This is a genomic window from Methylobacterium sp. HMF5984 (assembly GCF_045033435.1).
Taxonomy (GTDB): domain Bacteria; phylum Pseudomonadota; class Alphaproteobacteria; order Rhizobiales; family Beijerinckiaceae; genus Methylobacterium.
Genome location: NZ_JBJFLN010000001.1, coordinates 1,443,527 through 1,463,350, shown reverse-complemented (window position 1 = coordinate 1,463,350; position 19,824 = coordinate 1,443,527). Strand labels below are relative to the sequence as shown.

Genomic DNA, 19,824 nt, shown 5'->3' with positions numbered 1-19,824 from the left:
TCTGTCCAAGCCTCGGATCTGAACGCTGCGACCGCCGCGCATCCCCTCGCCCCGCCCGCGGGGAGAGGGCCGCGACGACCCCGTCGTCGGCGCGGCGAGGCGGCGGCCGACGGTGAGGGCGCGTCGAACGAGGAGCCTAACCCCGGCAACGCCCCCTCACCTCCGCTTCGGCTTCGCCTGCGCTTCCCGGCCACACGACGGGGTGCAGCCGGGCCTCTCCCCGCGCGCGGGGAGAGGGGACCCGCGCCTCCTCAAAATTGTTGGCGTGGGTGTCGCTGCCGAGGCCCCCGTCTTCAGGCCGTATTCCGCGCCGCCCTGTCGTACTGCGCGAAGCTCCCGCCCTCGGCGACCAGCTTCTCCAGCAGGGCAGAGGGCGCGAATTCCGGCCCGTGCTCCGCCTCGAAGGCCTTCATCCGGTCGAGGATCTTGCCGAGGCCGATGCCGTCGGCCCAGTGCATCGGGCCGCCGGTGTAGACCGGCCAGCCGTAGCCGTTGATCCATACCGTATCGATGTCGGAGGCGCGCAAAGCCTTGCCCTCCTCGAGGATCTTCGCGCCCTCGTTCACCATCGGATAGAGGCAGCGCTCCAGGATCTCCTGGTCGGTGACGGTGCGGCGGGCGATGCCCTTGCGCTCGGAGACGTCGCGGATCACCGCCTCGACCGCATCCGAGGGCGAGGGCTTCCGGTTCTCGTCGTAATCGTAGAAGCCGCGGCCGGTCTTCTGCCCCCGGCGGTCCTGCTCGCACAGGATGTCGCGCACGCTCTCGCCCTTCGAGGTCTCCGCCGACCAGCCGATGTCGAGGCCGGCCAGATCGCTCATCGCGAACGGCCCCATCGGCAGGCCGACGCCCTCCACCACCCGGTCGACGTCCTGCGGCAGGGCGCCTTCGAGGATCAGCTTGTTCGCCTCGCGCTGGCGCTGCTCCAGCATGCGGTTGCCGACGAAGCCGTGGCAGACGCCGACCAGCACCGCGACCTTGCCGATGCGGCGCCCGAGCGCCATCGCGGTGGCGATCACGTCGGGCGCGGTCTCGGCGCCGCGCACCACCTCGAGCAGGCGCATGACGTTGGCCGGCGAGAAGAAGTGCATCCCGATCACGTCCTGCGGCCGCCGGGTCATGCCGGCGATCACGTCGATGTCGAGGTAGGAGGTGTTGGAGGCGAGGATCGCGCCGGGCTTGGCGATGGCGTCGAGCGTCCGGAAGATCGTGCGCTTGAGGTCCATGTCCTCGAACGCCGCCTCGATGATCAGGTCGCAGCCGGCCAGGTCCGCGAAGTCGAGGCTGTCGGTGAGCAGTGCCATGCGGGTCTCGACGTCGGTGGCGGTGATGCGGCCCTTCTTCGCCGAGCCGTCGTAGTTCCGGCGGATCGTCTTCAGCCCACGCTCCAACGCCTCGGCCTTGGCCTCGACGATCGTCACCGGGATGCCGGCGTTGAGGAAGTTCATGCTGATGCCGCCGCCCATGGTCCCGGCGCCGATGATGCCGACGCGGGCGACCGGGCGGGTCGGGACGTCCTTGCCGAGGCCCGGGATCTTGGCGGCCTCACGCTCGGCGAAGAAGACGTGGCGCTGGGCGATCGACTGCGCGCCGTGCATCAGCCGGTCGAAGGTCTCGCGCTCGAAGACGATGCCCTCCGCGAACGGCCTGTTGCAGGCCGCCTCGACGCAGCGGATGCAGGCCTCGGGCGCCTCGAAGCCGCGGAACTTCTTGGCGTTCGCCTTGCGGAAGGCGTCGAACAGGGCGGGGTCGTCGCGCCCTTCCGCGATGCGGTCGTCGCGGTCGCGGATGCGGGGCGAGGCCTGTCCCTCGGCGAGGATGCGCTCGGCGAAGGCGGTCGCGTCGGCGACCAGCGTGTCCGCGCCGGTCAGCGCATCGAGCAAGCCCATCGCGTGCGCGGCCTTCGCGCCGACGGGCTGGCCCGAGGTGATGATCTCCAGGGCCTTCTGCGGGCCGACCACGCGGGGCAGGCGCTGCGTACCGCCGGCGCCGGGGACGAGGCCGAGCTTCACCTCCGGCAGGCCGAGCTTCGCCGAGGGCGTCGCCACGCGGTGGTGGCAGGCCAGCGCCAGCTCGAGCCCGCCGCCGAGCGCCTGCCCGTGGATCGCCGCGACCACCGGCTTGAACGAGGTCTCGACGATGTCGAGCAGCTCGCCGAGCCCCATGCCGCGGGGCGGCTTGCCGAACTCGGTGATGTCGGCGCCGCCGGAGAAGAGCTTGCCCGAGCCGGTGAGGACGATCGCCCCGACCTCCGCATCCGCCCCGGCTTCCGCGATCCGATCGCGCAGGCCCTCGCGGACGGCCGCGCCGAGCGCGTTCACCGGCGGCGAGGCGAGCGTGATGACGGCGACGCGGCCGTCGCGGCGGAGGGTAATCGGGATGTCGGTCATGCTGGCTTCCTCATCGTGCGCCGCGTCCGGCCGGGTCCGGGCGTCGGCGGTTTTCGAGATCGGGGTTCGGTCGCACGGGCCGGCGTCAGCCCGCGACGATGCCGCGCGTCCGCAGGTCGGCGATATGCTTCGAATCGAGGCCGAGTTCCGCGAGCAGCGCGCGCGTGTGCTCGCCGAGGCCCGGCGGCGGCCGGCGCACCGGGGGACGGGCTCCGTCGAGGCGGTAGGGCGGCGCGAGGACGGGCGATCGTCCCGCATGCAGCATGTGCGCTTCGGCCGTCCGATCGGAACGGAACGCCTCGTGCAGGCCGGCGACCTCGCCGCAGGGAATGCCCGCGTCCCGGAGCGCCGCGATCAGCGTCGCCCGCGGGATGCGCGCGAGCTCGCGGTCGATCTCAGGCGCGAGCCGGTCGCGGTGGCGCGAGCGGCCGAGGTTGGTCGCGTAGTCCGGATCGGCCGCGAGGTCCTCCCGGCCGATCACCGTGCAGAAGCGGCGGTACTGGCCGTTGTTGCCGACGGTGATGACCAGGGGGCCGTCGGCCGCCTCGAACACGCCGTAGGGCACGATCGCCGGGTGCGCGTTGCCGACCCGCTCGGGATCGCGCCCGAGCGCGAGCGCCGCGAGGCCGACATAGGAGGTCAGGCTGAGGCCGGAATCGTAGAGCGCCATCTCGACGTGGCGGCCGCGCCCGGTGCGGTGGCGCTGAAGGAGCGCCGCGAGCACCGCCTGGGCCGCATACTGGCCGGTGAACAGATCGACGGCCGCGACGCCGAACTTCAGCGGAGGCTCGTCCGGGCGGCCGTTCAGCGCCATGAGGCCCGCCTCGCCCTGCACCACGAGGTCGTAGCCCGGGCGTTCCGCCTCCGGCCCGTCGCCGACGTAGCCGGCGACCGAGCAGTAGATCAGCCCCGGGTTCTCCGCCGACAGGCGGTCGTAGCCAAGCCCGAGCCTGTCGGCGCCGCCCCGCTTGAAGTTCTGGATCAGCACGTCGCAGCCGGCCGCGATCCTTCGGGCCAACGCCGCACCCTCCTCGGACGCCAGGTCGAGGCCGAGCGAGCGCTTGTTGCGGTTCACGCTGTCGAAATACGTCGTGTTGCCGGGGCTCGTGGCGACGCCCCAGTCGCGGGTGTCGTCGCCGCGGGTCGGATGCTCGACCTTGATCACGTCGGCGCCGAGGTCGCCCAGCACCTGCGCGCACCACGGCCCGGCGAGCACCCGCGACAGGTCGAGGACGCGGATGCCCGCCAGCGGCAGGTCCGGTTCCGTCGTCCGCTCCATCGGCTCCTCCTGGCCCCGTGTCCGGCACGTCTGCGGCGCCGCTCGACACCGGCCCACCCGTTCCGGTTTCGAAAAACCGGTATGTTCGGTTGACACCGCCCGGCATCGGCATAGATCGAATTTCGCAATCATGGAACAGCGGCCCGCACGAGGCCGCGTTTGGGAGGTTGGCGTGTCGCATCAGGCGATCCGGGAGACCGAGCCGACGGCGGAGCCGCGGGCACAGGCCTGGGCGCGCCATTTCCCGAATGCCTGCGACTGGGACTGCCCGGTCGAGATCGGCACCATCCCGGACCTGCTGGCGGCGGGCGTCGCCGCGGCGAAGGGCCCGGCCTTCGATTTCCGCGGACGCGCGATCGGCTTTCCCGAATTCGCCGACCACGTCGAGGCGGTCGCCGCCGGCCTGATCGATCGCGGGCTGACGCCCGACGCCACGATCGGCCTCCACCTGCCGAACACCCCGTTCCACCCGGTCGCCTTCTTCGCGGCGGCTCGGGCCGGCCTGCGGGTGGTGCACCTGTCCGGTCTCGATGCGCCGCGCGAGCTCGCGCACAAGCTCGGCACCACCCGCGCGCGCGTCCTCGTCACCACCAACCTCCCGGGCTTCCTGCCGGTGGCGCTGAAGCTCCTCGACGAGGGCGCCGTCGACACCCTCCTCGTCGGCGACGACGCGGAATGGGGCGCCTCGACGGTGTCCGAGCCGCTGCCGATCCCCGAGCGCCCGGGCGTCGTGACCCTGTCGGCCCTGCGCCGGGCTCCGCGTCCGGCGGCCTGGCCGCAGCGCAAGCCCTCCGACGTGATGCTGCTGCAGTTCACCGGCGGCACCACCGGGCTGCCGAAGGCGGCGATGCTGACCCACGGCAACCTCACGGCTTCCGTCTCGATGTACCGGCTCTGGACCGACGACGGGGACGAGGGCGAGGCCTCGGCCCGCACCGTCTGCGTGCTGCCGCTCTTCCACATCTACGCGCTGACGACGGTGCTGCTGCGCGGCATCCGCGGCGGCACCCAGATCCTGCTGCGCCAGCGCTTCGACCTGGACGAGATCATCGCCGACATCGAGGTCCGCCGCGCCACGGCGCTGCCGGGCGTGCCGACAATGTGGTTCGCGCTGCAGAACCGCCCCGGCATCGAGGCGGTGGACTTCTCGTCGCTGCGGTCGTGCATGAGTGGCGGCGCGCCCCTGCCCTTCGACGTGATGCGCCGCCTCAGCCGGCTGATGGGCGTGAACCTCGCCGTCGGCTGGGGCATGACCGAGACCGCGCCGGCGGGCACCCGCCTGCCGCGGGCGGGGGAGCGCCGCCCCGGCGTGATCGGCATTCCGCTGAAGGGCGTCGACATGCGCGTCGTCTCCCTCGACGACCCGTCGGTGGAGGTGCCGACGGGCGAGACCGGCGAGATCGCGATCCGCGGGCCGAACGTCTTCGTCGGCTACTTCGAGCAACCCGACGCCACCGCGGACGCGTTCCGCGACGGCTGGTTCCTCACCGGGGACATCGGGCGGGTGGACGAGAACGGCCTGTTCGACCTGGTCGACCGGCGCAAGAACATGATCATCTCCGGCGGCTACAACGTCTATCCGGTGCAGATCGAGAGCGCGATCTACGAGCACCCGGCCGTCGCCGAGACGATCGTCATCGGCGTGCCCTGCGCGTACCGCGGGCAGGCGGCCAAGGCCTTCGTCACCCTGAAGCCCGGCGCCGAGCGCTTCAGCCTCGACGCGCTCAACGACTTCCTCGGCAGCCGCATCGGCCGCCACGAGATCCCCCGGGCGCTCGAGTTCCGGGACGCCCTGCCCCGCAGCCCGGCGGGCAAGCTGCTCGCCAGCGTGCTCGTCGCCGAAGAGCGCGCGAAGACCGGAGCTGACCCCGCATGACCGACGCCGTCATCGTCTCGACCGCCCGCACGCCGATCGGCAAGGCGTTCCGCGGCGCGTTGAACCTCATCGACGGCGCCGATCTCGGCGCGCACGCGATCCGCGCCGCCGTCGAGCGCGCGCGCGTCGAGCCGGGCGAGGTCGAGGAGGTGGTCCTCGGCTGCGGCTACCCGGAGAACGCCACGGGCGGCAACGTCGCGCGGCATGCGAGCCTCGTCGCCGGCATCCCGGTCGGGTCGGCCGGCGTGACCGTGTCGCGGTTCTGCGCCTCGGGTCTGGAGGCGATCGCCAGCGCCGCCCGCCGCGTCATCCTCGACGGCGTCCCTGTGGCGGTGGCCGGGGGCCTCGAATCGATCAGCCTCGTGCAGCCGAAGGTGCAGAAGGAGCTGACCCGGAACGATTGGCTGCTGGCGCACCTGCCGGCGATCTACATGCCGATGATCGAGACCGCCGACATCGTCGCCGGGCGCTACGGCATCTCGCGCGAGGCGCAGGACGCATTCGCGCTCGAAAGCCAGCGCCGCACCGCGGCGGCGCAGGAGCGCGGCCTGTTCGACGACGAGATCGTGCCGATCTCCGCGATGATGTCGGTCACCGACAAGGCCACGGGCGAGACCCGCACCGTCGAGACCCGGCTCGCCAAGGACGAGGGCAACCGCCCCGACACGACGCTGGAAGGCTTGGCCAAGCTCAAGCCCGTGCGCGGCGAGCATGCGTTCGTCACCGCCGGCAACGCCAGCCAGCTCTCGGACGGCGCGTCCGCCTGCGTGGTGATGTCGCGGGCGGAGGCGGCGCGGCGCGGTTTGGCCCCGCTCGGCAGCTTCCGCGGGTTCGCCTCGGCCGGCTGCGACCCCGACGAGATGGGCATCGGCCCGGTCTTCGCCGTGCCGCGCCTGCTCGAACGCCACGGGCTCAAGGTCGCCGACATCGACCTGTGGGAGCTGAACGAGGCCTTCGCCAGCCAGTCGCTCTATTGCCGCGACACGCTCGGGATCGATCCCGAGCGGGTCAACGTCAACGGCGGCGCGATCAGCGTCGGCCACCCCTTCGGCATGAGCGGCGCCCGCCTCGTCGGCCACGCCCTGCTCGAGGGCCGGCGGCGCAAGGCGCGCTACGCCGTCGTCACCATGTGCGTGGCCGGCGGCATGGGCTGCGCCGGCCTCTTCGAGATCGCCGCCTAGCGATCCGCGACGATCAGGAGACACCGATGGACCTGCGCTACACCGCCGACGAGATCGCGTTCCGCGACGAGGTCCGCAGCTTCTGCCGCGAGAAGATCCCGGCCGAGATCCGGCGCAAGGTCTCGGAAGGCCGCGGCTTGGGCAAGGACGACGTCGTCACGTCCCAGCGCATCCTGAACGCGCGCGGCTGGGCCGTGCCGCACTGGCCCAAGGAATGGGGCGGCCAGGATTGGACGCCGATCCAGCGCTACATCTACACCGAGGAGCTGCTGCAGGCGGCGGTGCCGCTGCCGCAGCAGTTCAACTGCTACATGTTCGGCCCGGTGCTCGCGACCTTCGGCAACCAGGAGCAGAAGCAGCGCTTCCTCGCGCGGGCGGCCAATCTCGACGATTGGTGGTGCCAGGGCTTCTCCGAGCCCGGCGCCGGCTCCGACCTCGCCTCGCTCAAGACCAAGGCGGTGCGGGACGGCGACCACTACGTCGTCGACGGGCAGAAGACCTGGACGACGCTGGGCCAGCATGCCGACTGGATCTTCTGCCTCGTGCGCACCGACATGGAGGCGAAGAAGCAGCGCGGCATTTCCTTCCTCGTGATGGACATGACGTCGCCCGGCATCACCGTGCGCCCGATCATCACCCTGGAGGGGCGCCACGAGGTCAACGAGGTGTTCTTCGATTCCGTGCGCGTGCCGGTCGAGAACCTGATCGGCGAGGAGAACAGGGGCTGGGACTACGCGAAATTCCTGCTCGCCAACGAGCGCACCGGCATCGCCCGCATCGGCCTGACCAAGGAGCGCATCCAGCGCATCAAGCGCCTCGCCAAGGAGATGCCCTCCGGCGCCGGCTCGATGTGGGACGACGGCGATTTCCGCGGACGGGTCGCCGAGGTCGAGATCGAGCTGAAGGCGCTGGAGATCACCCAGATGCGGGTCGCGGCCAAGCAGGGCCGCGCCGATTCGGTGCAGCCCGACCCGGCCTCCTCGCTCCTGAAGATCCGCGGCTCGCAGCTGCAGCAGGCGGCGACCGAGCTGCTGGTGGAGCTCGCAGGCCCGTTCTCGCTCGCCGCGCCCCAGCGCGGCGCCGGCGCCAACAACCCGCCCGGCGGCTTCGACTGGGTCGACGCGGCCGCGCCGAGCTACTTCAACAACCGCAAGGTCTCGATCTACGGCGGCTCGAACGAGATCCAGCACAACGTCATCGCCAAGGGCATCTTGGGCTTGTGAGACCTCCCGCAGGACGCACTGCGCCGCCCTCTCCCGTTCGGGAGAGGGATGCGACGTCGCCGGAAAGACCTGGAGCCCTCATTCTGTCTCTCTCCCGCACGGGAGGGGGGGACTCGCGTTTCTATCGGAAGCCTCTTCGCGGCTTCGAACGGATGACACCATGGACTTCGATTTCAGCGGCGAGCAGAACCTTTTGCGCGACAGCGTCGAGCGCTTCTGCGCCGACGACTACCCGTCGCTGGAGGCGCGCCAGGCCCGGACCAGCGAGCCTCTGGGGTTCTCCGAGCCGAGCTGGGGCAAGCTCGCCGAGCTCGGCGTCTGCGGCCTGCCCTTCTCCGAGGAGGATGGCGGGTTCGGCGGCGGCGCCGTCGAGACGATGATCGTGATGGAGGCGATCGGCCGGAACCTCGCGGTCGAGCCGTTCTTCGCCAGCGGCGTGCTCGGCTCCACCGCGATCCGGCTCGGCGCCGATTCGGCTCAGAAGGCGCGCTGGCTTCCTGGGATCGTGGAGGGTTCGACCCGCCTCGCCCTCGCCCAGACCGAGCGGCAGTCCCGCTACGACCTTCACGATGTCGCGACCAGGGCCCGCCGCGACGGCTCGGGTTTCGTGCTCGATGGGCAGAAGAGCGTCGTGCTGAACGCCGATTCCGCCGGCTTGATCGTCGTCAGCGCCCGGGTCTCGGGCGAGCGCCGCGACCCGCACGGGATCGGCCTGTTCGTGGTGCCGGCCGATGCGCCGGGCGTCACCATCGAGGCCTATCCGACCCAGGATGGCGGCCGGGCCGCGGAGGTGACCTTCGCCGGCGTGGCCGTCGATGGCGGCGACGTGCTCGGCGATCCCGAGGGCGGCCTGCCGCTGCTGGTGCGCGTCGCCGAGCACGGGATCGCGGCGCTGGCGGCCGAGGCCCTCGGCTCGATGTCGGCGCTGCATGCGCTGACCGTCGATTACCTCAAGACGCGCAAGCAGTTCGGCGTCACGGTCGGCAGCTTCCAGGCGCTGCAGCACCGGGCGGTCGACATGCTGATCGCCCTGGAGCAGGCGCGCTCCATGGCGATCTACGGGGCGATGATGGTCGAGGCCGGCGATGCCGCCGAGCGTGCCGCCGCCCTGTCGGCGGTGAAGGTGCAGGTCAACAAGGCGTGCCGCTTCCTCGGCCAGGAAGCGGTCCAGCTCCACGGCGGCATCGGCATGACCATGGAGTACATCGGTGCGCACCACTTCAAGCGCCTGGCGATGATCGAGTACCAGCTCGGCGACACGCCCTACCACCTGCGCCGCGTCGCCGACGACGGCGGCCTGATCGCGGCCTGACGCGATCCGAGGACCCGGGCACGCGCTAATCGGCGGCCGCGTGGATCCCCATGAACAGCGGGCGCACGAAGATCTCGGCCGCATCGGCGCCGGCGACGTCGCACCAGCGGTCGAGGTCGGAGGCGGCGTCGATCATGCTGCTCACGACCTGCGCGGCGATCGACGGGTCGACGGCGCGGATCGAGCCGTCGGCGATGCCGTCGCCGATCGGGAAGGCCAGGCGCTCCCACAGGCGGCGCATGGTCAGCGGGATCTCGGCGCGCAGGGTGTCCGGCAGGGCGCCGACGGCGGTGCAGCGCAGGAGCGGGCCGCCCTCGGAGACCTGGTGGCGCATCAGCGCACGGGCGCAGGCGGTGATCCGAGTCCAGCCGGTGCCGCCGGCCGCCTCGGCCGCCTCCTGCTCCCGGCGCAGGATGGCGAAGGTGCGCGCGAAGCACTGGGCGATCAGGTCGTCCTTGTTGTCGTTGTGATGGTAGAATGAGCCCTTGGTGACGCTGAGCCGCGCCGAGATCTTCTCCACCGAGGCGCCGCGATAGCCTTCCTCGTTGATCAGCGCCGTCGCCGCCCGCAGGAACGGCTCGGTCGGGTCGCCCTGGGCCGCGATCGGGTCCGGTGCGTCGCCGCTCCAGCGGCTCTCCGGGCTCGCCAGGCCGTGCAGCAGGAGATCGGCGATCCGCGCCCCGACGCGGGGGTAATCCGCCGCCTCGTAGCGGTCGATCCAGGCGCGGACCGTGTGCACCACCGAGACGACGAGGAGCGTCCGTGCCCGCAACGCGTCGCGGTCGAGGCCCGGGAAGGCGGCCTCAGGGAAGAACGCGGCGCGCGCCTGCCGGAAGAAGGCGTTGTAGGCGGCGTAGACCGCCGCGCTCTGCGGCTCAGGCAGCGCGCGCATGTCGGTCAGCCGGACCTGAGGCGCCCGCGCCCCGATCTCGATCGCCGCGAGGTCGCGGAAGTAGGCGGCCAGGAATTCGGAGAGGCGCTCCGCCGGGTCGGCGAGCGCCACCGTCTCGGCGAGCAGCGCCTCGTGCCACGCGATCGTGCTGACGTAGCAGGCGGCCGCGAGGTCCTCCTTGCGGCGGTAATAGTAGGTGATGCTGTTGGGCATCAGCCCGACGCTGCCGCCGACGTCGTTGAGCGCCGTGCCGCGGATGCCGCGGGCATTGAAGTGCCGTGCCGCCGCATCGAGGATCGCCCCGCGCTTGAGGGCATAGCGTTTGGTCTGCCCGGCCGCGGGCCTGCCTCGGTCGATCATCTCAGCGGTTGAGCATGGCGGCGCACGAACTGACAAGCGCCGCGCCGTCAAACGTGGTACTGCGAAGACACAGGCCGACGGCTTCGTACTTTTAGACGGTTGCGGTGGGTGCGCGCCCGTCTGATCCTCACCGCATGATGATGCAGCACGAAGCGGCGTATCAGCCCCATCCCGAAGCCGCGACCGCCCGCCTGTCGGGCCGGTCGCGCACGAGTGCCCGCCCCATGCTGTACGACGCGTTCGAGATGCAGTGCGACCTGGCCCAGCAGACGCGGGCCTGGGGGCGCGTGCTGCACGATGCCGTCTCGCCCTGGACCGCCTTCGGCGATCCGGTGAACTGGATGTCGGCCGGCGCCCGCATGATGATGCGCGCCGGATTGACCTTCGCACGCCCGTCCTTCGGCATCGAGGCGGTGACGGTCGGCAACCGCGAGGTCTCGGTGGTCGAGGAGTCGGTCCTCGTCACGCCGTTCGGCACCCTGCTGCGCTTTCGCAAGGACATCGATTCCGAGCAGCCGAAGGTGCTGGTCGTGGCCCCGCTCTCGGGCCATTTCGCGACGCTGCTGCGCAGCACGGTGAAGACCCTGCTGCCCGACCACGACGTCTACATCACCGACTGGCACAACGCCCGCGACGTGCCGCTCTCCGACGGCGCGTTCGGGTTCGACGACTATGTCGGGCACCTCGTGCAGTTCCTCGGGGCGATGGGCGGCCCCGCGCACGTGCTTGCGGTCTGCCAGCCGACCGTCCAGGCGCTCGCCGCCGCCGCCGTGATGGCGGAATCGAAGGATGCGGCCACGCCCCGCAGCATGACGCTGATGGCCGGCCCGGTGGATTGCCGGATCAGCCCGACCTCGGTGAACGCGCTCGCCACCTCGAAGCCGATCGAGTGGTTCGAGAAGAACCTGATCGCCACCGTGCCGCGGCGCCACAAGGGCGCCGGCCGCCGGGTCTATCCCGGCTTCGTCCAGGTCTCGGCCTTCGTCTCGATGAACACCAAGCGCCACGTCCAGGGCCATGCGGACCTGTTCTGGCACATGGCCAACGGCGAGGTCGAGAAGGCCGACGCGATCGCCGGGTTCTACGACGAGTACTTCGCCGTGCTCGACCTCGCGGCGGAGTTCTACATCGAGACCGTCAAGACGGTGTTCCAGGATTACACCCTGGCCAAGAACGAGCTGACCTATCGCGGCAACTGGATCGACATGCGCGCGATCCGCAAGACCGCGCTGATGACGGTCGAGGGCGAGCGCGACGACATCTGCGCCGTCGGCCAAACCATGGCGGCGCACGACCTCTGTACCGGCCTGCCCCCGCACATGCGCAGCCACCACCTCCAGGCCGGCGTCGGCCATTACGGGGTGTTCTCGGGCCGCAAGTGGGAGGGGCAGACCTACCCGCTGGTGCGCAACTTCATCCAGTCGCACAACTGAGGACGGCCGACCCGCCCTGAGCGGATTTGACCCGCACGCGCACGATGCGCACCATGCTAGCTTGCCGGCACGAACGTGCTGGTTCGAGAGCGGCGAGGCGATTGCGGGCGTGAGCAGTAACGATCCGAAGCGATCCGGCACCGCCGCACGGCTCGACCGGCTGGTGGCGCGCTCCAACGCCGCCGGCCTGTGGGAGCGGGCCTGGCCGGTGCTGTGGCGCGGCCTCGGCGTCGTGCTGGCCTTCCTCGCCGTCTCCTGGCTCGGCCTCTGGCTCGATCTCTCCGCCACCTGGCGCATCGTCGGCCTCGTCGCCTTCGGTGCCGCGCTGGTCGCCGTGCTCGCCCCGCTCGCTCGGCTGCGCCGGTCGGACCGGCGCGCCGCGCTCGCCCGCATCGACCGCGAGGCGGCGGCGCGCGACGCGACGCTGGTTCACGCCCCGGCCTCGACGATCGAGGACACGCTTGCCGTCGGCACCACCGATCCCGATACGCGGGCGCTCTGGGCCCTGCATCAGGCGCGGGCGGCGAGCGCCGTCGCGACTCTGCGCGTCGGCCGGCCGCGGCCCGGCATGCCGCGCCACGACCCGTTCGCGCTGCGCGCCGGCCTCGTGGTCGCGGCGGTGGCGAGCCTGTTCGTCGCCGGCCCGGAATGGCGCGAGCGCCTCGGCAGCGCCTTCGACTGGCGCGAAGCCGCTTCGGCCGGCCCGAACTACCGCATCGACGGCTGGATCGACCCGCCGCTCTACACCCGGCTTCCGCCGCTCGCGGTCGCGATGTCTGGCGGCGAGCAGCGCCTGCGCGTGCCGGTGAATTCGCAGCTGATCGTGCGCATCGCCGGCGAAGGCCCGGCGCAGACCGTGCTGACGCCGAATGCCGGGCTCAAGGCCGTGCCCGGCAAGGAGCCGCGACCCGACCTGCGCGAGGACCGGTTCCAGATCGTCGGGCCGACGGCCGAGCTCACCATCGCCGCGCCGGGGCAGACCCAGCGCCTGATCGTCGAGGCGATCCCCGACACCCCGCCCGAGGTCCACGCGGTCGGCGGCCCGGAGGTGAACGGGCGTGGCACCTTCAACCTGAGCTACCGCGCCAAGGACGATTACGGCATCGCCTCGGCCGAGGGGATCGTCGAGCCGCTGGAGGGGACGCGCTCGCTTGTGCCGCCGCCGCGCATCGCCCTGGCGCTGCCGGGCGATGCGAGCGGCGAGACCGACACCAAGACGCTCGTGGACCTGACCGACAACCCCTGGTCGGGCGCGAAGGTGCGCTTCACCTATCTCGTCAAGGACGAGGCCGGCCAGGAGGGCCGCACGCCGACGATCGAGATGGTGCTGCCCGCCCGCCCCTTCCGCGATCCGCTGGCGCGGGCGCTGGCCGAGGAGCGCCGTCGCCTCGTGGTGACGCCGGACGAGGGCCGCGCCCGCGTGCAGATGGCGCTCGACGGACTGCTCGTCGCGCCCGAGATGTTCACGCCGCAGCCGGGGGTGTTCCTCGGCCTGAAGACCGCGGCGCGGCGCCTGCGGGCGGCCGGCAACGATGCCGCGCTCACCGAGGTCGCGGACCTGCTTTGGGAGATGGCCCTCAAGATCGAGGACGGCGACCTTTCCGACGCCGAGAAGAAGCTCCGGCAGGCGCAGGACCGGCTTAAGGAGGCGATCGAGAAGAACGCGCCCGACGACGAGATCCAGCGCCTGACCCAGGACCTCAAGCAGGCCCTCGACAAGTTCATGAAGCAGCTGGCCGAGAAGCAGAGCAAGCAGCCGCGCGAGCAGAGCTCGCGCGACAAGCAGGGCCAGCCATCGAAGAGCGTGACGCCGGACGACCTCGACAAGATGCTCAAGGACATGGCCGAGGCGATGAAGCGCGGCGACACGGCCGAGGCGCAGCGCCTGATGGAGCAGCTGCGCAACATCCTGGAGAACCTGCAGAGCGCCGAGCAGGGCGGCAAGTCCGACCCGACCGCCCGCGAGATGCAGAAGCAGATGAAGGAGCTCGACCAGATGGCCCGCGAGCAGCAGGGCCTGCGCGACGAGACCTTCAAGGAAGGCCAGGAGAAGCCCGGCGGCGAGCAGGACCAGCGTCCGCCGAGCCGCGGTCAGCCGGGGCAGAAGCCGGGGCAGAAGGGGCAGCAGAGCCCCGGCCAGCAGGGCCAGGGCCAGCAAGGTCAAGGCGAGCAGGGGCAGCCGGGCCAGGGCCAGCAAGGCAAGGGGCAGCCGGGCCAGCAGGGCGGGGTCGGCGAGCGCCAGCAGGCCCTGCGCCAGCGCCTGCAGGACCTGCAGAACCGCATGAAGGAGAACGGCATGAAGGGCGAGGAAGGCCTTTCGGATGCCGAGGATGCGATGCGCGAGGCCGAGAACGCCCTGAAGGACGGCCAGGACGGAGACGCGGTCGACGCGCAGGGCCGCGCCCTCGACGGGCTCAAGCGCGGTGCCGACGGCATGCAGCAGCAGATGCAGGAATCGGCCGAAGCCGAGGGCGAGGGCCAGGGTGACAAGCCCGACGGCCAGCAGCCCGGCCAGCAGGGACAGGCCGGTGCCAAGGACGACGACCCGCTCGGCCGCCCGACCCGCGGGCGCGACATGAGCGACGGCCGCGTGCGCGTGCCGACCGCCGACGAATCGGCGGTGCAGCGGGCGCGCCGGATCATGGAGGAGCTGCGGCGCAAGCTCGGCGACCCGACTCGCTCGCAGGAGGAGCTCGACTACTTCGAGCGCCTGCTGCGCCGGAACTGAGCCGGGGCGCGGCCCGCGTCGCATCGCCCCTGCCGTTCGCCCGGCGAAGCGCCTACAAGGGCGGAATCGCTCGCAGTCGAGATCGTCCGTCCATGTCCGGCAACTCCGTCGTCCTCGTCGCCTGCCTCGCGGTCGCGGTCATCCTCCTCCTCGGCCTCGCCAACATGATGCGCGGGGGCGACGCCAACCTGTCCCAGCGCCTGATGCGCCTGCGCGTGCTGCTGCAGTTCGTGGCGATCCTGGTGATCATGGGCGTGGCCTGGTGGCGCTCGGCCTGATGGATCGGGGCGGCCCGGGACTGTGACCGCCGGGCCGCACCGGGGCGCATTCGAGCGCGGGCCGGATGAAACGGCGCCCCCGGCAGGCCGGCCCATGCTAGGAATTCCGGGCTCAACCGGATCCGCCCCGCATGAAGTCCTCCTCGCATCGTCTCGTCGCCGGCGCTCTTGCCCTCGCGATCGCCTCGCCCGTCGCGGCAGCCGATCTCGGGTACGCGCCGCGGCCCGCGGCCTACGCGCCGCCGGTGCAGCCCCTCAGCATCGTCTCCGAAGTCCGGATCGGCGGCGCCGTGCAGGATCCCGGCAGCGCCGAGGGCAAGCTCCCGGGCTTCGAGAAGCAGAACGTCAACGGCGAGATCCTGTTCTCGAAGCCGCTGGTGAGCGCCGATCCGTTCTGGCAGGCCTTCGTGCCGCGCCCGACGGTGGGCGGCAGCTACAACACCGGCGGCCGGACCAGCTACGCCTATCTCGGCGCGACCTGGTCGGTCGACCTCTTCCCCGAGACCTTCGACCGCCGCGTCTTCATCGACGGCTTCTTCGGCGGCGCCGCGCATAACGGCTATACCGGCCCGAAGGCGCTCGCCCCGTACGGCTTCAACTCGCTCGGCTGCTCGCCGCTGTTCCGCGAGGCCGCGGCGCTCGGCTTCCGCATCACCGAGCATTGGAGCATCATGGCGACCGTCGAGCACATGTCGAATGCCGGCCTGTGCGGCGAGAACCGCGGCCTGACCAACTTCGGCGGCAAGCTCGGCTACACCTTCTGATCTGCAAGCTCGGCTACATCTTCTGACATGAAAGCGTCGGCGCACCCGTGGTCACCCTCAACCGCATCTACACCCGCACCGGCGACAAGGGCACCACCGCCCTGGCCGACGGCCAGCGCCGGTCGAAGGCGGACCTGCGGGTCGAGACCTACGGCACCGTCGACGAGACCAACGCCTGCGTCGGCCTCGCCCGCCAGCACGCCGAGCCGCGCATCGACGCGATGCTCGGCGCGATCCAGAACGACCTGTTCGATCTCGGCGCCGACCTCGCGACGCCCCCGAGCGACGCGCCCCCGGCCTACGAGCCCCTGCGGATCGTCGCCTCGCAGGTGGCGCGGCTCGAAGCCGACATCGACGCGCTCAACGCCAACATCGCGCCGCTGAAGTCCTTCGTGCTGCCCGGCGGCTCGCCGGCCGCCGCCGCGCTCCACCTCGCCCGCACCGTCAGCCGCCGGGCCGAGCGGCTCGCCGTCGCGCTTGCGGCGACCGAGGGCGAGATCGTCTCGCCCGAGGCGCTGAAGTACCTCAACCGCCTGTCGGACTTCCTGTTCGTGGCGAGCCGCGCGGCCAACGCCGACGGCGCCGACGACGTGCTCTGGGTGCCCGGCAAGAACCGCTAGGGCGGGCCCGGGCCGATCCGCGCCCGCCGCCGTACCGCCGATCCGAATTCCCTTCGCCGACCGTCCGCGGCTTTTCGAAAGCGCGTGCGCGCGCCGCGTTGACAAGGCGGAAATGTGGCCGTTACGGTCCGCGCCCTGTGCGAGCCGCCTGCGAAGGCGCTCCGAAATTCGCCGATCACAACAATCCGGCCGCGGAGGAAGTAGACCGCCATGAAGGTTCTGGTGCCCGTCAAGCGGGTCGTCGATTACAACGTCAAGATCCGCGTCAAGGCCGACGGCTCCGGGGTCGAGCTCGCCAACATCAAGATGTCGATGAACCCCTTCGACGAGATCGCCGTCGAGGAGGCGATCCGCCTGAAGGAGAAGGGCAAGGTCACCGAGATCGTGGCGGTGTCGATCGGCCCGCAGCAGGCCCAGGAGACGCTCCGCACCGCGCTCGCCATGGGCGCCGACCGCGCGATCCTGGTGAAGACCGACACGGTCTGCGAGCCGCTGGCGGTGGCCAAGATCCTGAAGGCGATCGTCGAGAAGGAGAACCCGGAGCTGGTGATCCTCGGTAAGCAGGCGATCGACGACGATTCGAACCAGACCGGCCAGATGCTCGCCGCGCTGCTCGGCTGGCCGCAGGGCACCTTCGCCTTCAAGATCGAGGCCGGCGAGGGCAGCCTCGACGTGACCCGCGAGGTCGACGGCGGCCTGCAGACGGTGTCGCTCAAGCTCCCGGCGATCGTCACGACCGACCTGCGCCTCAACGAGCCGCGCTACGCCTCGCTGCCCAACATCATGAAGGCGAAGAAGAAGCCGCTCGAGGAGATGACGCCCGACGCCCTCGGCGTCGACGTCACCCCGAAGCTGAAGGTCCTCAAGACCGCCGAGCCGCCGGGCCGCTCGGCCGGCATCAAGGTCGGCTCGGCCGCGGAGCTCGTGCAGAAGCTGAAGACCGAGGCCAACGTCATCTAGTCCCGCAGCGCGCGCTCCCGCATCCGGTCGAGCGCGCGCCTCATCCGAGATCCGAGGTTTGAACCGATGACCACCCTCCTCCTCGTCGAGCACGGCCAGTCCGAGATCAAGGACGGCACCTTGAAGGCGCTCACCGCCGCCAAGCAGCTCGGCGCCCCCATCCACGCCCTCGTCGTCGGCGCCGGCAGCCGGGCCGCCGCCGACGCGGCGGCCAAGCTCGACGGCGTCGACAAGGTGCTGCTGGCCGAGGACGCGGCCTACGACCACGACCTCGCCGAGCCGGTCGCCGCGCTGATCGTCGCGATCGCGGAGCCCTACGACGCGATCGTGTGCTCGGCGACCACCACCGGCAAGAACATCCTGCCGCGCGTCGCCGCCCTGCTCGACGTCGCGCAGATCTCCGACATTATGGCGGTCGTGTCGCCCGACACGTTTGAGCGCCCGATCTATGCCGGCAACGCGATCCAGACCGTCCAGGCCGGCGCCGGCAAGAAGGTGATCACCGTCCGCACCGCCGCCTTCAAGGCCACCGGCGAGGGCGGAGCGGCGGCCCCCGTCGAGGCGGTGACGGCGGCGGCGCCCCCTGCCGGCGGCTCGACCTTCAAGGGCGAGGAGATCGCCAAGTCCGACCGGCCGGAGCTGGCGGCGGCCAAGAGCATCGTCTCCGGCGGTCGCTCGCTCGGCTCGGCCGACAAGTTCAAGGAGCTGATCGAGCCGCTGGCCGACTCGCTCGGCGCCGCCGTCGGCGCCTCCCGCGCCGCGGTCGATGCCGGCTACGCCCCCAACGACTGGCAGGTCGGCCAGACCGGCAAGGTGGTCGCGCCCGACCTCTACGTCGCCGTCGGCATCTCCGGCGCGATCCAGCACCTGGCCGGCATGAAGGATTCGAAGGTCATCGTCGCGATCAACAAGGACGAGGACGCGCCGATCTTCCAGGTGGCGGATTACGGGCTCGTCGGCGACCTGTTCCAGATCGTGCCGGAACTGCAGGCCGAGATCGGCAAGGCCAAGGGCAACTGAAGTCGTTCGTCGCGATCCGAAGGTCGTCGGATCGCGTCACCCGGTCGAACCCGTCTCGCGATCGCGTGCGCGACGGGTTCCACTTGGGCCGACGAAGGGTCTAAAAGAAACGCCGCACAGTCCTTCCAGCTTTCGCGTCGGATGGTGGGCCGTGCGGCGTAGGGCAGCTCGACAACCGCTTCGGTCGTCGGCGTCGGGGGCATGGATCGACAGATGGGCATCGATATCAAGCGGGTCGGCATCATTGGTGCCGGGCAGATGGGGAGCGGCATCGCTCACGTCTGCGCAGCGGCCGGCCTCGACGTTCTGCTGAACGACCGCGATCCCGACCGCCTGAACGCCGGCCTCGCCAACATCGACGGCAACCTCGCGCGCCAGGTCTCGAAGGGCACGATGGACGAGGGACAGCGCCGCGACGTCCGCGAGCGCATCGTCGCCGCCCGCAGCTACGACGACCTCGGCCCCTGCGACCTCGTCATCGAGGCCGCGACCGAGAACGAGGCGACCAAGCGGCAGATCTTCTCGACGCTGTGCACGTCGCTGCGGCCCGATGCGCTGATCGCCACCAACACGTCCTCGATCTCGATCACCCGGCTCGCCGCCTCGACCGACCGGCCGGAGCGCTTCATCGGCATCCACTTCATGAACCCAGTGCCGGTGATGCAGCTCGTCGAGCTGATCCGCGGCATCGCCACGGAGGACCCGACCTACGAGTCGGCCAAGGCGTTCATCGCAAAGCTCGGCAAGACCTCGACGATGTCGGAGGATTTTCCGGCCTTCATCGTCAACCGCATCCTGCTGCCGATGATCAACGAGGCGATCTACACGCTCTACGAGGGCGTCGGCTCGGTCGAATCGATCGACACCGCGATGCGGCTCGGTGCGAACCATCCGATGGGCCCGCTGCAGCTCGCCGACTTCATCGGTCTCGATACCTGCCTGTCGGTGATGCAGGTGCTCTACGAGGGTCTGGCGGATTCGAAGTACCGACCGTGCCCGCTGCTGGTGAAGTACGTCGAGGCCGGCTGGCTTGGCCGCAAGGTCAAGCGCGGCTTCTACGACTATCGCGGCGAGACGCCGGTCCCGACCCGCTGAGCGCGGGCCGGGTCGCTTTCATCGCCTACTTGGGCTGATTGCCGTTGGCGCTCGGCTGGGCCGGCTGCGGGTAGGTCGGGTTGCCGGCCGGAACGGCACCGCTGTTGCTCGACGCCGGCGCATTGCTCGAGCCCGTCACCGACCCGGTGATCTCCTTGCGCGATGCGTCCTGGCTCTGGCTGGCATAATCCTTCGGCGCGTTGGCTCCGTTCCACGTCAGCAAGCCGATCGTGGCGACCGCGAGCAGCACGAGGCTGCCGACCAGCACCCACAGCACCGACTTGCCGCGCTCGCCCTGGCGCGCGTTCTGATTGGGAAGCTTCTCGACCATTCCAAGGACCTCACCGATACGCCGTCAGGGCGTCGCCGCGTGCCGAAGGGCGGCACGCGTTCTCGACCCGGCAAACGCCGGT

General features: G+C 70.9%; 16 protein-coding genes. 12 read left to right on the top strand and 4 right to left on the bottom strand.

Features of this window, described 5'->3' with window-relative positions:
- Positions 1–293: 293 nt before the first annotated feature.
- Entirely contained in the window at positions 294–2,390 is a 2,097-nt protein-coding gene (locus ACFZ8E_RS06945; RefSeq protein ID WP_405042411.1) for a 3-hydroxyacyl-CoA dehydrogenase NAD-binding domain-containing protein, read from the bottom strand.
- Between the two features lie 85 nt (positions 2,391–2,475).
- A complete protein-coding gene (locus tag ACFZ8E_RS06940; RefSeq protein WP_405042410.1) occupies positions 2,476–3,669 on the bottom strand; it encodes a CaiB/BaiF CoA transferase family protein in 1,194 nt (397 codons plus the stop codon).
- A gap of 187 nt (positions 3,670–3,856) precedes the next feature.
- On the opposite strand from ACFZ8E_RS06940, the gene ACFZ8E_RS06935 reads away from it, so the two are divergent.
- From ACFZ8E_RS06935 to ACFZ8E_RS06920, 4 genes are all read left to right on the top strand, one after another.
- Positions 3,857–5,545: an AMP-binding protein gene (locus ACFZ8E_RS06935; RefSeq protein WP_405044337.1), complete on the top strand. Its 1,689-nt coding sequence runs from the start codon at positions 3,857–3,859 to the stop codon at positions 5,543–5,545.
- Positions 5,542–6,726, top strand: a complete 1,185-nt coding sequence (locus ACFZ8E_RS06930; RefSeq protein ID WP_405042409.1) for an acetyl-CoA C-acyltransferase — start codon at positions 5,542–5,544, stop codon at positions 6,724–6,726. The genes ACFZ8E_RS06935 and ACFZ8E_RS06930 overlap by 4 nt, the downstream gene beginning before the upstream one ends.
- A gap of 26 nt (positions 6,727–6,752) precedes the next feature.
- Positions 6,753–7,949, top strand: a complete 1,197-nt coding sequence (locus ACFZ8E_RS06925) for an acyl-CoA dehydrogenase family protein (RefSeq protein ID WP_147726369.1) — start codon at positions 6,753–6,755, stop codon at positions 7,947–7,949.
- A 160-nt stretch (positions 7,950–8,109) separates the two neighbouring features.
- On the top strand, positions 8,110–9,261 hold the full coding sequence (locus tag ACFZ8E_RS06920) for an acyl-CoA dehydrogenase family protein (protein ID WP_405042408.1): 1,152 nt from the start codon (positions 8,110–8,112) through the stop codon (positions 9,259–9,261).
- Positions 9,262–9,286: 25 nt separating this feature from the next.
- Here the strand turns inward: ACFZ8E_RS06920 and ACFZ8E_RS06915 are convergent, their stop codons facing one another.
- Positions 9,287–10,513: a TetR/AcrR family transcriptional regulator gene (locus tag ACFZ8E_RS06915; protein ID WP_405042407.1), complete on the bottom strand. Its 1,227-nt coding sequence runs from the start codon at positions 10,511–10,513 to the stop codon at positions 9,287–9,289.
- Positions 10,514–10,737: 224 nt separating this feature from the next.
- Here ACFZ8E_RS06915 and ACFZ8E_RS06910 point away from each other — a divergent pair, with 224 nt between their 5' ends.
- The 8 genes from ACFZ8E_RS06910 to ACFZ8E_RS06875 all read left to right on the top strand — a co-directional run bounded on the left by ACFZ8E_RS06910 (position 10,738) and on the right by ACFZ8E_RS06875 (position 19,411).
- On the top strand, positions 10,738–11,946 hold the full coding sequence (locus tag ACFZ8E_RS06910; protein WP_405042406.1) for a polyhydroxyalkanoate depolymerase: 1,209 nt from the start codon (positions 10,738–10,740) through the stop codon (positions 11,944–11,946).
- Between the two features lie 109 nt (positions 11,947–12,055).
- Positions 12,056–14,674, top strand: coding sequence for a TIGR02302 family protein (locus tag ACFZ8E_RS06905; RefSeq protein WP_405042405.1), 2,619 nt, complete (start codon positions 12,056–12,058; stop codon positions 14,672–14,674).
- A gap of 92 nt (positions 14,675–14,766) precedes the next feature.
- Positions 14,767–14,952 carry a twin transmembrane helix small protein gene (locus ACFZ8E_RS06900; protein ID WP_147728507.1) on the top strand — a complete coding sequence of 62 codons (186 nt, stop codon included), beginning with the start codon at positions 14,767–14,769 and terminating at the stop codon, positions 14,950–14,952.
- A 131-nt stretch (positions 14,953–15,083) separates the two neighbouring features.
- Complete coding sequence (locus ACFZ8E_RS06895) at positions 15,084–15,716, top strand: acyloxyacyl hydrolase (protein WP_147728508.1); 633 nt, start codon at positions 15,084–15,086, stop codon at positions 15,714–15,716.
- Between the two features lie 47 nt (positions 15,717–15,763).
- Complete coding sequence (locus ACFZ8E_RS06890) at positions 15,764–16,336, top strand: cob(I)yrinic acid a,c-diamide adenosyltransferase (RefSeq protein WP_147728509.1); 573 nt, start codon at positions 15,764–15,766, stop codon at positions 16,334–16,336.
- Positions 16,337–16,546: 210 nt separating this feature from the next.
- Positions 16,547–17,296, top strand: a complete 750-nt coding sequence (locus tag ACFZ8E_RS06885; RefSeq protein ID WP_405042404.1) for an electron transfer flavoprotein subunit beta/FixA family protein — start codon at positions 16,547–16,549, stop codon at positions 17,294–17,296.
- Between the two features lie 66 nt (positions 17,297–17,362).
- Positions 17,363–18,316 carry an electron transfer flavoprotein subunit alpha/FixB family protein gene (locus ACFZ8E_RS06880; protein ID WP_147858070.1) on the top strand — a complete coding sequence of 318 codons (954 nt, stop codon included), beginning with the start codon at positions 17,363–17,365 and terminating at the stop codon, positions 18,314–18,316.
- 213 nt (positions 18,317–18,529) lie between these two features.
- Positions 18,530–19,411: a 3-hydroxybutyryl-CoA dehydrogenase gene (locus tag ACFZ8E_RS06875; RefSeq protein WP_147727480.1), complete on the top strand. Its 882-nt coding sequence runs from the start codon at positions 18,530–18,532 to the stop codon at positions 19,409–19,411.
- Between the two features lie 25 nt (positions 19,412–19,436).
- Here ACFZ8E_RS06875 and ACFZ8E_RS06870 read toward each other — a convergent pair whose 3' ends face one another.
- A complete protein-coding gene (locus ACFZ8E_RS06870) occupies positions 19,437–19,742 on the bottom strand; it encodes a hypothetical protein (protein WP_147842947.1) in 306 nt (101 codons plus the stop codon).
- Positions 19,743–19,824 lie beyond the last annotated feature (82 nt).